The following is a 16102-nucleotide window of genomic DNA, read 5'->3' as shown; positions in this document are numbered from 1 at the left end:
AATAAAAAGATAAGTTTCGGTTTATGCTAGTACAAACAATTTACAATTCCTATGCAGGCCGGTCATAATTTAACACCAAGAAGTAATAAAAAGTGTTATTTGACATACTTATTTTTACCATCAAGTAATAACCATGTTTTTACAGTCGTTACTCATTGACTTCCACCTACCTGATACCTGTCAGTTAAAATCACCCTTGCGTGTGCATTACTCTGGTATCAGCGGGCGGATCTCCCTATAATTGCCGCGTTTGACGTCTTTTGCGTCGCCCTTCCTCAACATTTAAGTCAACAAGGCTCGTTACAACATGACTGACAAGTCCCATCAATGCGTCATCATCGGGATAGCCGGTGCGTCGGCTTCAGGAAAAAGTCTTATTGCCAGCACACTGTATCGCGAACTGCGCGATCAAGTTGGTGATGAACACATTGGTGTCATTCCAGAAGACAGTTACTACAAAGACCAAAGCCATCTTTCGATGGAAGAACGAGTTAAGACCAACTACGACCATCCAAACGCGATGGATCACAACTTGCTGTTTCAGCATTTACAAATGCTCAAATCAGGTAACCCTATCGAACTGCCTGTCTACAGCTATGTTGAACATACCCGTACCGGTAACACTGTTCACTTAATGCCAAAGAAAGTCATCATTCTGGAAGGGATTTTGTTGCTGACGGATGCCCGTCTGCGCGAAGAGATGAACTTCTCCATTTTTGTTGATACGCCGCTGGATATTTGCCTGATGCGCCGTATGAAACGCGATGTTAACGAACGTGGCCGTTCAATGGACTCTGTGATGGCCCAGTATCAGAAAACCGTTCGTCCTATGTTTTTACAATTCATCGAACCTTCCAAGCAGTATGCCGATATTATCGTGCCGCGCGGGGGTAAAAACCGTATCGCCATTGATATCCTCAAGGCAAAAATCAGTCAGTTCTTTGAATAATCTTCAGGCTTAACAGCCTTTCGCGAACGAGTTCTACTTATTCGCTCGCAAAAACGTAATGTAATCCCGGTATTTACCCTTCGTAGCGTGGCTATCTTAGCCCCGCTGTGGCAGGGTAAACAAAACTGAGCTTGAGATAAGGAGCATCACTAATGCGTTTGTGTGACCGCGATATAGAAGCCTGGCTCGATGACGGGCGCTTAACGATTACCCCTCGTCCGCCAGTTGAACGCATTAGCGGTGCTACTGTCGATGTGCGTTTGGGGAACAAATTCCGTACTTTCAGCGGCCATACGGCACCGTTTATAGATTTGAGCGGTCCTAAAGACGAAGTGACTGAAGCGCTGGAACGGGTCATGAGCGACGAAATCGTCCTCAATGAAGGCGAAGCATTCTATTTGCACCCAGGCGAACTGGCTTTAGCGGTAACGCTTGAGTCCGTAACGATCCCCGCTGATTTAGTCGGTTGGTTAGACGGACGTTCATCTTTGGCGCGTTTGGGTCTGATGGTCCATGTAACCGCACACCGTATCGATCCAGGCTGGCATGGCTGCATCGTTCTGGAGTTCTATAATTCCGGTAAGCTGCCTTTAGCCCTGCGTCCTGGTATGATGATTGGTGCTTTGAGTTTTGAACCGCTTTCAGGCCCTGCTGCACGCCCTTACAACAGTCGTCAGGACGCGAAATATCGCGATCAGCAAGGTGCTGTGGCGAGTCGTATTGATAAGGACTGAGTTGCCATTTGTATGGGGATTGTATGAGACGATTACTTACCACGCTGATGATTTTGCTGGTTGTGCTGGTTGCCGGCCTTTCTGTGTTGGTGTTATTGGTTAACCCCAATGATTTTCGTGCATATATGGTAGGCCAGGTTGAAGCTCGCAGTGGCTATCAACTGGATTTAGACGGGCCGCTGCGTTGGCACGTCTGGCCACAACTTAGTATTTTATCAGGGCGTATGTCTCTGACCGCGCCAGGTGCCAGCCAACCCTTGGTGCGTGCCGACAATATGCGGCTGGATGTTGCCTTATTACCTCTGCTTTCTCATCAGCTTAAGGTTCACCAGGTGATGTTGAAAGGTGCAGTAATTCAACTCACTCCGCAGACAGAAGAGCGCCGTGCGAAAGATGCCCCTGTCGGGCCGTCGGCCCCAACGCCTCCACCTGATGAAGACAGCGGTTGGTCTTTTGACATAGCTAAACTAAAAGTTGCCGACAGTGTGCTGGTTTTCCAGCATGCTGATGACGAACAAATTACGGTGCGCAATATCAATGTGCAAATGGAGCAGAATGAGCGAAAACAAGCGCACATTGAACTGAGCAGCCGCATCAATCGTGACCAACGTGATCTGACCTTGTCATTGGTGGCCGATCTTGATGCCAGCAATTATCCGCAGCAACTCAGTGCCAATATCTCCAAACTCGATTACCAGCTTCAAGGTGCCGACCTTCCCGCTAAAGGGGTTACGGGCAGTGGAACCTTTGCGGCACGCTGGCTTGAGCCACAGCGCCGTCTTGAACTTAATCAATTGCAATTGACTGCCAATGATAGCGACTTGCAAGGTAACGCCAGTGCTGTGCTGGAAGACAAAACGCAGTGGGTAATCGATTTACGCTCAGGTAAATTGAATCTGGATGGTCTGGTTGCTGGCAACTCAGTGACGAATGTCAACGTGCAGCAACAGGCACAGCAACAAAATGCGCTACCACGTCCGATCATTGCTTCCGGCGTCGAAGAAACCAACTACCAGAGTCTGCGCGATTTTACTGCCCAGGTTAACATTGCCGCGTCCAGTGTGGTGTGGCGAGGACTGGATTTCACCGATGTTCAAGCGGCAATAACCAACAATTATGGCTTGCTGACGGTTTCTGAACTGATGGGGAAATTTGGCAAAGGGAGTATGTCATTCCCGGGCGAGCTTGATGCACGCCAGAGTCAGCCGCGACTATCATTTAACCCAAAAGTGGAAGCCATAGAAATTGGGCCGATTCTGACTGCGTTTAACTACCCAATCGCGTTGTCTGGATTGCTATCAATGGAAGGGGAGTTTAGCGGTGACAGACTCAATGCCGAAGCTTTCCGTCGTAGCTGGCAAGGGGATGCGAGCATAACGATGCTACATACCACAATGCAGGGTATGAACTTCCAACAGCTAATACAGCAAGCAGTAACCCGCAGCAATGATGATGTTCAGGCCCAGGGAAATTATGACAATGTCACAATGTTGGATAATTTCTCTGCGCATGCAAGTCTCGATAATGGTGAGTTATCGCTTAAGAAAATGGTTGGCGAATCTTCTATGTTGGCGCTAACAGGCGTCGGGACTCTTGATCTTGTTAAGCAGCAGTGCGATACCCGCTTTGATGTCACCGTAGTTGACGGTTGGAAAGGGGATAGTAAGTTGATTGAGGTGCTGAAAACCACGCCAATCCCGCTGCGAGTTTATGGGCCATGGCAGAAGCTGAATTACTCTTTGCAAGTGGACCAGGTACTGCGTAAGCAGTTGCAAAGTGAAGCAAAACGTCGCCTGAATGACTGGCTGGGCAAGCATAAAGACAGCAGCAAAGCGAAAGACGTTAAAGATTTGCTAGATAAGCTTTAGTCACTTCATATGTCGGATGTTGCTGCGCTAATCTCTCCTACAAATACTGTATTTCGTAGGTCGTATTAGCGCAGCGACATCCGACTTTTTTATTTAAATCACACCTCAAAATCCATCTCGTCGTCGCGGGTCTTCGGCACAATTTGTACCTTCTGTACGCGATGGCTTTCCACCTGCAATGTCCGCAACAGAAAATCCCCTACCTGAACAGCTTCTCCTGTTACCGGAATATGTTGTAACGCCTCCATCAGCAGCCCTGCAATCGTGTGATAGTTGCGTTTGTCATCCAGTGGTATCGGCACATACTGCACTAAGTCTTCGAGCGGCATATGACCGTTTGCGGTCCATGTTCCATCAGGGTTTTTCTGAATATCATGGCGCGCGTCTATCTCTTCAGCTTCGTTCGGCAAGTTACCGGCAATGGTTTCCATCACATCACTCAATGTCACCACACCTTCTACCGAACCAAACTCATCTACCACAAAGGCAAAGTGAGTTCTGGCATTGCGGAACTGCTCTAGTGCCGCTAATAAAGGCAGTGTCTCCGGGAAGATAAGTGGTTGGCGAATTAACACTTCGAGGTTGAGCGGTTCGCCTTTGAGTGATTGCTGGAGCAAATCAATGACGTGTACTACGCCCAGAATCTCATCGCTTTCGCCAGTTATTACCACGCGGGTATGCTGGTTCTTATCAAGCAAGGCTCGTATTTGTTCTTCCGGGTCGGCCAGTTTAATGTGCTCGACATCGTGACGTGAGGTCATGATGCTGCTCACCGTGCGCTGGTTGAGATTAAGCACGCGTTCAATCATCAGCCGCTCTTGTGGTTCAAATATCTCATCTTGCCTGGCGTGGTCAGCGATCAGCGATGCGGTTTGCGCATCCAGTTCAGCTTCTTCTTTCTTACCGTTTAATAAACGCAGCACGGCTTCAGCGGTGCGTTGGCGCAACGATTGATCGGCAGACAAGAAGCGGCGGCGGTTGAATATCGCCAGCTGGTTTAAACTCTCAATCATCACCGAGAAGCCGATAGCAGCGTATAAATAGCCTTTCGGGATATGGTAGCCAAAGCCGTCTGCGACCAGGCTAAAGCCTATCATCAGCAGGAAACTCAGGCACAGAATCACAATAGTAGGATGGTTATTCACGAAGCGTGTGAGTGCTTTACTGGCAAGCAGCATCAGGCAAATCGCGATAATCACCGCCGCCATCATCACGGGTAGATGGTCGACCATGCCCACGGCGGTTATCACCGAATCGAGAGAAAACACCGCATCCAGAATGACGATTTGCGCGACTACCGGCCAGAACCTTGCTCCCCGTCGCTGCGTATGGTTTTCGCTATCTTTACCCTCAAGCCGTTCGTTGAGCTCAACGGTCGCTTTAAATAGAAGGAATAGCCCACCAAAGAGCATGATCAGATCCCGGGCGCTAAAACCAAGCTCACCAAACCTGAACAGCGGGCGGGTTAACGTGACCAGCCACGAAATGGAAGCCAGCAACAGCAAACGCATCAACATGGCAAGAATAAGGCCTGTGACGCGCGCTTTGTCGCGTTGGCTCGGGGGAAGTTTTTCGGCAAGGATAGCGATAAACACCAGGTTATCGATGCCGAGGACCAGTTCAATAACGACTAACGTTATCAATCCGGCCCAGATTGAGGGGTCGGCAATCCATTCCATGCCTTAATGCACCTCTTGTTAGATGACAAACGTCACACTTAAAGGATGGTTAACCGCGCGGGAAATTGCAATGCCACAGGGTGGGATAAATCATGTTGCCCTTTAAATGTTAAATATTGCCTGGTTAATTCCATTTAATCACTAAGGTAAATGATTAATTATTTTTTAATAATAGTTCAGTGGCTCTTATTATAATGAAATTCACATGAGATATATCTGTATATCACATTGCGACTTATCACTTATTAATTTTCTGTCAATATAAAGAAATTCCTAAACATGTGTAAATGTGCCGTTAATATTATTCTTAAAAGTCCCTGTCTGGTTCTGTGGAACCTTGCCTGATATAGGGTTAGCTGTAACAATCGATATCGGTGTCTGATATTAGATGTATTTTTTATATTCGCTGAAGCTGTGATATTTAACCTGGTGCCATAGGGCTTATCTCCAGAGAATTATTCTTTGGGTTTACTTCCTGGAATCGTTACTTCTTATAAATTGTCTTTTTTCAGTAGGTTGGTGACTGTAAGCCAGGGGCGGTAGCATGCCCGAAGGCCAGAGAATAAGCCTCGGTTATTCTGTCGCCATCATGATGTCTAAATAAGTGCTTTTTAGGAATTATGCCATTTAGTTAGATCTACATTTGGGGCCAATTTTATATCTCACTGATAAGCCTAACGAGCCACTTATTTTATTCGATCAGGATAATTACTCTGCCATAGTGATAAATACTCAATGATTAAATACAAACTTAAATTGATGCCTTTATTGGTGTCGGTAACCCTGATGAGTGGTTGCACAGTGCTCCCCGGTAGCAATATGTCTACGATGGGGAAAGATGTTATCAAGCAGCAGGATTCAGATTTTGATCTGGACCGCATGGTAAACGTGTATCCGTTGACGCCGCGTCTGGTTGAGCAATTACGCGTACGTCCAGCGGTCGCGCAGCCAAATATGTCTCTCGACCAGGAGATCTCTGCTTACCAATACCGTGTGGGGCCAGGAGATGTTCTGAATGTCACGGTCTGGGATCACCCAGAACTCACCACTCCAGCGGGCCAATACCGCAGCTCAAGCGATGCGGGTAACTGGGTACAGTCAGACGGCACCATGTTCTATCCGTATGTCGGCAAAGTAAAAGTCGCGGGTAAAACCTTGTCTGAAATCCGCAGTGATATTACCGGCCGCCTTGCGACGTACATCGCTGACCCGCAGGTGGACGTTAATATCGCTGGCTTCCGCTCCCAAAAAGCCTATGTCTCAGGCCAGGTGAATAAATCCGGCCAGCAGCCAATTACCAACGTACCGCTCACTATTCTTGACGCTATCAATGCCGCAGGCGGCCTGACTGATGCGGCCGACTGGCGCAATGTGGTGCTGACGCACAACGGCCAGGAAAAACGGATTTCCCTGCAAGCGTTGATGCAAAACGGCGACCTGAGCCAGAACCATCTGCTTTATCCCGGCGACATTTTATTCGTGCCGCGCAATGACGATCTGAAAGTGTTCGTGATGGGTGAAGTGAAGAAACAAACCACCCTGAAAATGGACTTCAGCGGCATGACGCTGACCGAAGCGCTCGGCCAGGCAGAAGGTTTGGATATGACCGCTTCCAATGCTAGCGGCATCTTCGTTATTCGCCCAATCAAAGAGAAGCAGGGCGGTAAAATCGCCAACATTTATCAGCTTGATATGTCCGATGCGACCTCGCTGGTGATGGGTACCGAATTCCAGTTGCAACCTTACGATGTGGTGTATGTGACCACAGCACCTGTCACGCGTTGGAATCGTCTGATTAACCAACTGCTGCCGACGATCAGTGGCGTTCGTTATATGACGGATACCGCCAAAGACATCCACACCTGGTAACGCCTTATGTTCAACAAAATATTGGTTGTCTGTGTGGGGAATATTTGCCGCTCCCCAACCGCTGAACGGTTACTCAAAAGCTATCACCCGGAGCTCACCGTGACATCAGCGGGGCTGGGGGCGTTGGTCGGGAAAGGGGCCGATGCTGGCGCTGTTCGCGTCGCCGAGCAGCATAACCTTTCCCTTGAAGGGCACTGTGCAAAACAGGTTTCCGGCAAAATGTGCCGTGAATACGACCTGATTCTTGCCATGGAAAAACGCCATATCTCCGCACTTTGCGAAATGGCTCCAGAGATGCGCGGCAAAGTGATGCTGTTTGGTCACTGGGATGCGGAACGGGAAATTCCCGACCCGTATCGCAAAAGCCACGACGCTTTTGAAGCGGTTTACGGTCTTCTGGATCAGAACGCCCAAAAATGGGCTAACGCACTCAACGCTCATCAGGGATAACAATGACAGAAAAAGCACGCCGTTCGAGCGCCCCGACTGAGGGCAATGACGAAATTGATATTGGCCGATTGTTCGGAACGGTTCTTGAAGCCCGCTGGTGGGTTTTGGGGATCACCGCAATTTTCGCGATTCTGGCGACCGTCTACGCGATGTTTGCCACGCCAATCTATAAAGCCGATGCGCTGGTGCAAATCGAACAAAACGCCGGTAACTCGCTGGTCAACGACATCAGTTCCGCGCTATCTAACAAGCCGCCGGCTTCAGCCGCCGAGATGCAGCTGATTCAGTCGCGCCTGGTATTGGGTAAAACGGTCGACGATCTTAACCTGGATATTTCAGTCGAAAAAAACAGTTTCTGGTTATTAGGCGCGGGCTGGGACAGGCTGCAAGGCCGCCAGAACGATACCGTCGTTGTTGATACCTTTAACCTCCCGGCAGGGCAGGCCAAAAATGTATTTACCGTGGAAGTGGTTAGCCCAACGCAGTATTTGCTGACTAACGACAACGGTTTTAGCGCCAAAGGGCAGGTCGGGCAAACGCTCAATCAAGGCGGCGTCACGATGCTTGTCAGTGCGATTAAAGCGCAAGTGGGCGATACCTTTACCGTCAATAAATACTCAACGCTTGGCATGATAAATCAGCTTCAGGGCAGCCTGACCGTAGCTGAAAACGGCAAAGATACCGGCGTGTTAAGCCTCTCTTATACCGGTGAAGACAAGGACCAAATCCGCGCCATCCTCGACAGCATCACGCGTAATTATCTGGCGCAGAACGTGCAACGCAAGTCGGAAGAAGCGGCTAAAAGCCTGCAATTCTTAGCGCAGCAGTTGCCAGAGGTACGCAGCCGCCTCGATGCTGCCGAAAATAAACTGAATGCTTATCGCCAACAGCAAGACTCGGTTGACCTGTCACTGGAAGCCAAATCCGTGCTCGACACCATGGTGAACATTGATGCGCAGCTCAATGAACTGACCTTCAAAGAGGCTGAAATTTCCAAACTCTATACCAAAGTTCACCCGGCTTATCGCACCTTGCTGGAAAAACGTCAGACGTTGCTTGATGAAAAAGCGCGCCTGAACGGGCGTGTTACCGCGATGCCGAAAACGCAGCAAGAAATCGTTCGTTTAACGCGCGATGTCGAGTCTGGTCAACAGGTATACATGCAGCTGTTGAACAAGCAGCAAGAGTTGAAAATCACTGAGGCCAGCACCGTTGGTGATGTACGTATCGTCGATGCGGCAATTGCCCAACCAGGTATGGTGAAACCGCAGCGTGCACTGATTATTCTCGGCAGCATTATTCTTGGCCTAATGTTGTCCGTTATGGGTGTGCTGTTACGCTCCTTGTTCAACCGTGGCATCGAAAGCCCAGCGGTACTCGAAGAGGCCGGGATTGGTGTGTACGCCAGCATCCCGCTCTCTGAATGGCAGAAATCCCGCGACAACGCCACTGTGCGCAGCGTCAAAGCGGCGAAGCGCAATAAGCAAAGCCAACTGTTGGCGGTGGGGAACCCGACGGATCTGGCCATCGAAGCGATTCGCAGCCTGCGTACCAGCCTTCATTTCGCCATGATGCAGGCATCCAATAACGTCCTGATGCTGACCGGAGTTAGCCCATCGATTGGTAAAACGTTTGTTTGTGCCAACCTGGCTGCAGTAATTAGCCAGACCAATAAGCGTGTTCTGCTCATCGACTGCGATATGCGCAAAGGTTATACCCACGAACTACTGGGCACCACCAACAACAACGGTCTTGCTGAAGTACTTTCAGGCCAGGCGGAAATTACCGGATGTGCGCAAAAAACCTCCGTACCAAATTTTGATCTTGTGCCGCGCGGTGTAGTGCCGTCCAACCCTTCTGAATTGCTGATGAGTGAGCGCTTTGCGGAGTTAATCGCCTGGGCAAGCAAAAGCTATGACCTGGTGTTGATTGATACCCCGCCGATTCTCGCCGTTACTGACGCAGCCGTTGTGGGCCGCCATGCGGGCACCACGCTGATGGTGGCGCGCTACGCGGTGAATACGCTCAAAGAGGTCGAAACCAGTCTTAGCCGCTTTGAACAAAATGGCGTCACCGTACGTGGTGTGATCCTCAACTCCATCTTCCGCCGCGCGGCAGGGTACGAGGATTACGGTTACTACGAGTACGAATATAAATCTGATGCGAAGTAATCAGGCATCAACTGGCGGATGACGCTTTGCTTATCTGCCCTACAAATCTCGCCGTAGGGTGGATAAGCGATAGCGCCATCTACCAATAAATAATAACGATTTCAGGGGGAGCGCCATGAAACGCCCACTTATCTCTATTTATATGCCGACATGGAACCGCCAGCAGCTGGCGATCCGCGCCATCAAATCGGTGCTGCGCCAGGATTATGAACACTGGGAAATGTTAATCGTTGATGACTGCTCTTCATCTTTTGAACAGCTTCAGCGCTTTGTTGACGAGCTGGGTGACTCGCGCGTGCGTTACACCCGCAATGATTTCAACTCTGGCGCGTGCTCGGTACGCAACCAGGCTATTAGCCAGGCTTCGGGTGAGTTGATTACTGGTATTGATGACGATGATGAGTGGACCCCCAATCGTTTGTCAGCGTTCCTGGAGCATAAACAGCAGCTGGTGACGCACGCCTTCTTGTATGCCAACGACTACGTTTGCGAGGGGCAGGTTTATTCCCAGCCTGCCAGCCTGCCGCTCTACCCGAAATCACCCTTTTCCTTAAAGCTGTTTTATAAGCGCAATATTATAGGCAACCAGGTATTTACCTATGCCGACCGCTTCAAAGCATGTCTGTTCGATACCACTCTCGCGGCGGCTCAGGATTACGATATTTTCCTGCGTATGGTTGTGGAGTATGGTCAGCCGTGGAAAGTGGAAGAAGCCACGCAAATTTTGCATATCAATCATGGCGAAATGCAGATAACTAAATCGCCGAAAAAATTTGCCGGGTATTTCCACTTCTATCAAAAGCACAAAGACAAATTCGACCGTGCCAGCAAGAAGTATCAGCTATTTACCCTTTACCAGATCCGTAACAAGCGTATGTCTTTACGTACATTATTAGCGCTCTTGAGCGTGCGCAATACTAAGCGTCTGGCTGACGGATTGCGGGGGAAATAACGGTGCTTGAAGACCTACGCGCAAACTCCTGGAGCCTTCGCCCTTGCTGCATGGTGATGGCTTATCGCATCGCTCACTTTTGCTCGGTATGGCGCAAAAAAAGCGTCATCAACAATCTTTGGGCAGCTCCGATAATCCTGCTTTATCGCTTTGTGACCGAATGCCTGTTTGGCTATGAAATCCAGGCGGGTGCCACCATCGGGCGTCGTTTTACCATTCACCACGGTTATGCCGTTGTGATTAATAAATTCGTGGTCGCCGGGGATGATTTCACTATTCGTCATGGCGTCACCATCGGTAATCGCGGCAAAAGCAACGCCTGCCCGGTGATTGGCAACGGTGTCGAACTGGGTGCCAACGTGGTGATTATTGGCGATATCACGCTTGGGAATAACGTCATTGTTGGCGCGGGGAGCGTGGTGCTCGATAGCGTGCCAGACAATGCGCTGGTGGTTGGCGAAAAAGCACAGGTAAAAATAATCAAATGAATATCATGCAATTCAATGTGCGACTCGCCGAAGGCGGCGCAGCGGGCGTGGCGCTGGATCTTCATCAGCGTGCCAATGCCGCAGGTTTAAGCTCGCGATTTATTTACGGTTACGGTAAAGGCGGCAAGAAAAGTGCCAGCCATGACAAGTTCCAGGGGGTGGAAAAACACACCCCACGCCTGACGTCTATCGCCAACATTATCCTGTTTCGCTTTTTCAACCGCGACCCATTCGGCAACCTGAATAACCTGTATCGCAAAGTGACTCGTGCCCAAGGCCCGGTGGTGCTGCATTTTCATGTGGTACACAGCTACTGGCTGAATCTCGAAGAGATGGTGACGTTTTGCCAGCGTGTAAAAGCGCATAAACCGGATGTCACTTTTGTCTGGACGCTCCACGACCACTGGAGCATCACCGGGCGCTGTGCGTTTCTTGATGGCTGCGACGGCTGGAAAACGGGCTGCCAGAAATGCCCGACGCTAAACAACTACCCGCCCGTGAAAAAGGATCGTGCACATCTTCTGGTGCACACCAAACGCCAGTTGTTCCGCGAAATGTTAGCGCTAGGCTGCAAATTTATTTCGCCAAGCCAGCATGTGGCCGATGCCTTTAACCTGATTTACGGAGCAGGGCGCTGCAAAATCATCAATAACGGTATTGATGTGGCAACCGAAGCGATTCTGGCTGAATTACCGCTCACGCAAGCCGCGGGCGTTAAGCCAAAAGTAGCGGTGGTAGCCCATGATTTGCGTTACGACGGCAAAACCAATCAGCAACTGGTGCAGGCCATTATGGCGCTGGGCGATGAAGTCGAGTTGCACACCTTCGGTAAGTTATCGCCGTTTAACGGCCCGAACGTGGTGAATCACGGTTACATGACCGATAAAAAAGCGTTGATGAGCGAGCTTAACGAAATGGACTCGCTGGTATTCAGCTCGCAGGTCGACAACTACCCGTTGATTCTGTGTGAAGCACTATCGATTGGCGTGCCGGCTATTGCCACGCAAAGTGATGCAGCGGATGAAGTGTTGCGTAAAGTTGGCGGAAAAACCTTTAGTGATGCTCGGGTGCTCGAACTGGTGAAAATGCCAAAAGAGCAGTTAGCGCAACAGGTGTTTGGCAAAGAGTTGCAGGTGTTTAAAGCTGCAAGCCGCCAGGCGTTTAGTGGGCAACAGATGCTGGAGGAGTATGTCTCGTTCTATCAGAATCTGTAGTTATCTGCTGTTACCGTTTATCTATCTGGTGGTCAACGTCAAGTTGGCCTCATTGGGGGAAAGCTTCCCGATAACGATAGTCACCTTTTTGCCCGCAATCCTCTTTTTGTACATTGAACGCATCAGCGTCAAAAAATTGATGATTGCGCTCGGTATTGGTGCTGGACTCACTGCGTTTAACTACATCTTTGGCCAATCGCTTGATGCCAGCAAATACGTCACCTCGACATTATTGTTCGTCTATATCGTGCTGATTATGGCGATGACATGGAGCTGTCGATTCAAAACTATTTCACAGCGTAATCACCATAAAATTCTGCGGTTATTTTATGGCGTGGTGGGCATTATTGTAATGCTTGCGGCGGCGGAGATGGCTCAGATTATTCTGACTGGTGGAAGTAGCCTGATTGAGAAAATTTCGAAGTTTCTTATATACAGTAATAGCTATGTTCTGAACTTTATTAGCTTCGGCGGTAAGCGTACCACGGCACTCTATTTTGAACCGGCGTTCTTCGCTCTGGCGTTAATCTCAATTTGGCTCAGTATCAAACAGTTTGGTATCAAAACACCGAAAACAGATGGTATGATTCTTTTAGGGATAGTGCTTTCAGGTTCGTTTTCAGGGGTAATGACTTTTATCCTGTTCTATCTTCTTGAATGGGCATTCCAGTACCTTAATAAAAGTGCCATAAAGAAGAAGTTGCCATTAGCAATTATTTCTCTTTCCGTGTTTTTAGTAGGGTTAATATTCGCATTTCCTTATATCGCGACCCGTCTTGGCGATTTGGGAACCGAAGGTTCGTCATCTTATTATCGAATTATTGGCCCATTAGCGATGGTTGGGTATTCATTAACCAATATCGATGGGGTAGTACGTTTCGGATCTTTATATGAATATGTCGCATCATTCGGAATCTTTAACGGTGCGGATGTCGGTAAAACAGTAGACAATGGTTTGTATCTGTTAATTATTTATTTTTCATGGTTCGCGGTATTACTGACTATTTGGTATATGTGGAAAGTCATTAAAATGATGCGCACGGCCTTTGGTAATAATGAAAATTACCGTGTGCAATTATGGCTGTTTACTCCTGTATCTCTGTTTTTTACCGGTTCAATTTTTAGCCCTGAATATGCGTTCTTGATTGTGTGCCCGTTTATTTTGCGTAAGGCACTTAATATTACACAGCGCTGAGGTCCATCATGCTATTAAGTGTCATTACTGTTGCTTATAAGAATCTTGCCGGAATAGAAAAAACCTGGCAGTCGCTGGCTCACTTAGCGAAGGCACCGGGCATCACATTTGAGTGGATTGTAGTAGATGGTGCCTCAAATGACGGCACGGCGGAATTTCTGGAAAACCTCAATGGTCAGTACCAGTTACGTTATGTTAGCGAGAAAGATAACGGCATTTATGATGCAATGAACAAAGGTATTGAGATGGCCAAGGGCCGCTTTGCTTTGTTCCTCAATTCTGGTGATATTTTCCACCAGGATATCGCAACCGTCGCGCACCAGTTGGCTGCTATGCCGTTAACTGATAATGCGATGGTGATTGGCGATGCGTTATTAGATTTTGGCGACGGTACAAAAATAGAACGCCGCGCAAAGCAGGGCTGGTATATCTACCACAGTTTACCTGCCAGCCATCAGGCGATATTTTTCCCGGTGTCAGGGTTGCGTAAATACTCTTACGATCTGCAATATAAAGTCTCATCGGATTATGCGCTTGCCGCACGGATGTATAAAAAAGGTTATGCATTTAAACGCGTCAAGGGATTGGTGTCTGAATTTTCCATGGGCGGCGTATCGACATCAAATAATATTGAATTGTGTCGGGATGCAAAAAATGTTCAGCGGAAAATATTAGGCGTACCGGGCTTTATTGCGGAATTATCTTATAAGCTCCGTCTGCGTACTACCGGAAAAGCAAAAGCACTTTATAACAAAGCCTGATTCTGTAGGTCGGATTAGCGAAAGCTACATCCGAAAAAAAAACGTAGGAAATATAATGCAGGAATTAAATGGCTTCTCGGTACCGAAAGGTTTCCGGGGTGGGCACCCTATTAAGGTTCAACTGTGGTGGGCGGTACAATCAACATTATTTGCCTGGTCGCCACAAATATTTTATCGCTGGCGTGCCTTTTTATTACGCCTGTTTGGCGCACGAATTGGTAAAGGTGTTGTGATTCGTCCATCGGTCAAAATTACTTACCCATGGAAATTAACGTTAGGCGATTATGCCTGGGTAGGTGATGACGCAGTGTTGTATACGCTGGGTGATATCACGATAGGGGCGAATTCTGTGGTGTCACAAAAGTGTTATTTGTGCACCGGTAGCCACGATTATATGAGTAAGCATTTTGATATTACCGCCTCGCCAATTGTTATCGGTGAGAAATGCTGGCTGGCAACCGATGTATTTGTTTCACCAGGCGTGAATATTGGAAATGGCACCGTCGTGGGTGCGCGCAGCAGCATTTATAAATCATTACCGGCGAATGCCGTTTGCCGGGGTAACCCAGCAGTAAAAATACGCGATCGAGCGTGAGCGCTTTATTTAAAGCAAAGCTCTTAATTTAATCTTCAATCATAGGAATTATTATGACTAAAGTAGCTCTCATCACGGGTGTAACCGGGCAAGACGGCTCCTATCTGGCGGAACTGCTGCTGGAAAAAGGTTATGAAGTTCATGGTATTAAGCGCCGTGCATCTTCCTTCAACACCGAACGTGTTGATCATATTTATCAGGATCCGCACACCAGCAACCCGAAATTCCATCTGCACTACGGTGATCTGACGGACAGCTCTAACCTGACCCGTATTCTTTCCGAAGTGCAGCCGGATGAAGTGTATAACCTGGGCGCGATGAGCCATGTCGCGGTTTCTTTCGAATCGCCGGAATACACCGCTGATGTTGATGCAATGGGTACATTGCGATTGCTCGAAGCGATTCGTTTCTTAGGCCTTGAGAAGAAAACCCGTTTCTACCAGGCATCGACCTCCGAGCTGTACGGCCTGGTGCAAGAAACCCCGCAGAAAGAAACCACACCTTTCTATCCGCGCTCTCCGTATGCCGTTGCCAAACTTTACGCCTACTGGATCACCGTCAACTACCGCGAATCCTACGGTATGTATGCCTGTAACGGGATTTTGTTTAACCACGAATCCCCACGCCGTGGCGAAACCTTCGTGACCCGTAAAATCACCCGCGCTATCGCCAACATTTCTCAGGGCCTGGAAAAATGCCTGTATCTGGGCAACATGGATTCTCTGCGTGACTGGGGACATGCCAAAGACTACGTCAAAATGCAGTGGATGATGCTGCAACAAGAGACGCCAGAAGATTTCGTGATTGCGACCGGTGTGCAGTATTCCGTGCGTCAGTTCGTGGAAATGTCAGCGGCACAGCTGGGTATCAAGCTGCGCTTTGAAGGCACAGGTGTGGAAGAGAAGGGCATTGTTGTTTCTGTCACGGGCCACGACGCGCCGGGCGTGAAACCAGGCGATGTGATTGTCTCTGTTGACCCACGTTACTTCCGTCCTGCTGAAGTGGAAACCCTGTTGGGCGACCCAACCAAAGCACACGAAAAACTGGGCTGGAAACCAGAGATCACGCTTAAAGAGATGGTTGGCGAAATGGTCGCTAAAGATCTGGAAGCGGCGAAAAAACACTCGTTGCTTAAGTCCCACGGTTACGAGGTTGCCATCGCGCTGGAGTCCTGAGC

14 protein-coding genes are annotated in these 16102 nt (G+C 48.8%); 13 read left to right on the top strand and 1 reads right to left on the bottom strand.

Annotated features, from left to right (window positions below):
• Positions 1–307 precede the first annotated feature (307 nt).
• From udk to asmA, 3 genes are all read left to right on the top strand, one after another.
• Positions 308–949, top strand: coding sequence for a uridine kinase (gene udk, locus GC128_RS11505; RefSeq protein WP_034458495.1), 642 nt, complete (start codon positions 308–310; stop codon positions 947–949).
• Between the two features lie 152 nt (positions 950–1101).
• Positions 1102–1683 carry a dCTP deaminase gene (gene dcd, locus GC128_RS11500; protein ID WP_064512248.1) on the top strand — a complete coding sequence of 194 codons (582 nt, stop codon included), beginning with the start codon at positions 1102–1104 and terminating at the stop codon, positions 1681–1683.
• Between the two features lie 23 nt (positions 1684–1706).
• A complete protein-coding gene (asmA, locus tag GC128_RS11495; protein ID WP_151994414.1) occupies positions 1707–3551 on the top strand; it encodes an outer membrane assembly protein AsmA in 1845 nt (614 codons plus the stop codon).
• Between the two features lie 98 nt (positions 3552–3649).
• Here asmA and GC128_RS11490 read toward each other — a convergent pair whose 3' ends face one another.
• Positions 3650–5230 (bottom strand): TerC family protein, encoded by a 1581-nt coding sequence (locus tag GC128_RS11490; protein ID WP_151994413.1) that lies wholly within the window; start codon positions 5228–5230, stop codon positions 3650–3652.
• A gap of 735 nt (positions 5231–5965) precedes the next feature.
• Here GC128_RS11490 and GC128_RS11485 point away from each other — a divergent pair.
• The 10 genes from GC128_RS11485 (at position 5966) to gmd (ending at position 16100) form a co-directional block, all read left to right on the top strand.
• The gene (locus tag GC128_RS11485) at positions 5966–7099 is read left to right on the top strand and encodes a polysaccharide export protein (protein ID WP_151994412.1); all 1134 of its coding nucleotides are present in this window, start codon (positions 5966–5968) and stop codon (positions 7097–7099) included.
• A 6-nt stretch (positions 7100–7105) separates the two neighbouring features.
• Complete coding sequence (gene wzb / locus GC128_RS11480; RefSeq protein WP_151994411.1) at positions 7106–7549, top strand: low molecular weight protein-tyrosine-phosphatase Wzb; 444 nt, start codon at positions 7106–7108, stop codon at positions 7547–7549.
• Between the two features lie 2 nt (positions 7550–7551).
• Positions 7552–9720, top strand: coding sequence for a tyrosine-protein kinase Wzc (gene wzc / locus GC128_RS11475; RefSeq protein WP_151994410.1), 2169 nt, complete (start codon positions 7552–7554; stop codon positions 9718–9720).
• Between the two features lie 115 nt (positions 9721–9835).
• Positions 9836–10672, top strand: a complete 837-nt coding sequence (gene wcaA / locus GC128_RS11470; RefSeq protein WP_151994409.1) for a colanic acid biosynthesis glycosyltransferase WcaA — start codon at positions 9836–9838, stop codon at positions 10670–10672.
• 2 nt (positions 10673–10674) lie between these two features.
• The gene (gene wcaB / locus GC128_RS11465; RefSeq protein WP_151994408.1) at positions 10675–11160 is read left to right on the top strand and encodes a colanic acid biosynthesis acetyltransferase WcaB; all 486 of its coding nucleotides are present in this window, start codon (positions 10675–10677) and stop codon (positions 11158–11160) included.
• Positions 11157–12374 (top strand): glycosyltransferase, encoded by a 1218-nt coding sequence (locus GC128_RS11460; RefSeq protein WP_151994407.1) that lies wholly within the window; start codon positions 11157–11159, stop codon positions 12372–12374. The genes wcaB and GC128_RS11460 overlap by 4 nt, the downstream gene beginning before the upstream one ends.
• Positions 12349–13569 (top strand): colanic acid polymerase WcaD, encoded by a 1221-nt coding sequence (wcaD, locus tag GC128_RS11455; protein ID WP_151994406.1) that lies wholly within the window; start codon positions 12349–12351, stop codon positions 13567–13569. Before GC128_RS11460 ends, wcaD begins: the two co-directional genes overlap by 26 nt.
• Positions 13570–13577: 8 nt before the next feature.
• Positions 13578–14330, top strand: a complete 753-nt coding sequence (gene wcaE, locus GC128_RS11450; protein WP_151994405.1) for a colanic acid biosynthesis glycosyltransferase WcaE — start codon at positions 13578–13580, stop codon at positions 14328–14330.
• 55 nt (positions 14331–14385) lie between these two features.
• Positions 14386–14925 (top strand): colanic acid biosynthesis acetyltransferase WcaF, encoded by a 540-nt coding sequence (gene wcaF / locus GC128_RS11445; RefSeq protein ID WP_151994404.1) that lies wholly within the window; start codon positions 14386–14388, stop codon positions 14923–14925.
• 53 nt (positions 14926–14978) lie between these two features.
• Positions 14979–16100 carry a GDP-mannose 4,6-dehydratase gene (gene gmd, locus GC128_RS11440; protein ID WP_064512223.1) on the top strand — a complete coding sequence of 374 codons (1122 nt, stop codon included), beginning with the start codon at positions 14979–14981 and terminating at the stop codon, positions 16098–16100.
• Positions 16101–16102: the final 2 nt, after the last annotated feature.

It is taken from the genome of Buttiauxella massiliensis (assembly GCF_902500225.1).
Lineage (GTDB): Bacteria > Pseudomonadota > Gammaproteobacteria > Enterobacterales > Enterobacteriaceae > Buttiauxella > Buttiauxella massiliensis.
The sequence above is the reverse complement of the archived record's forward strand: the minus strand, read 5'-3'. Positions and strand labels throughout refer to the sequence as shown.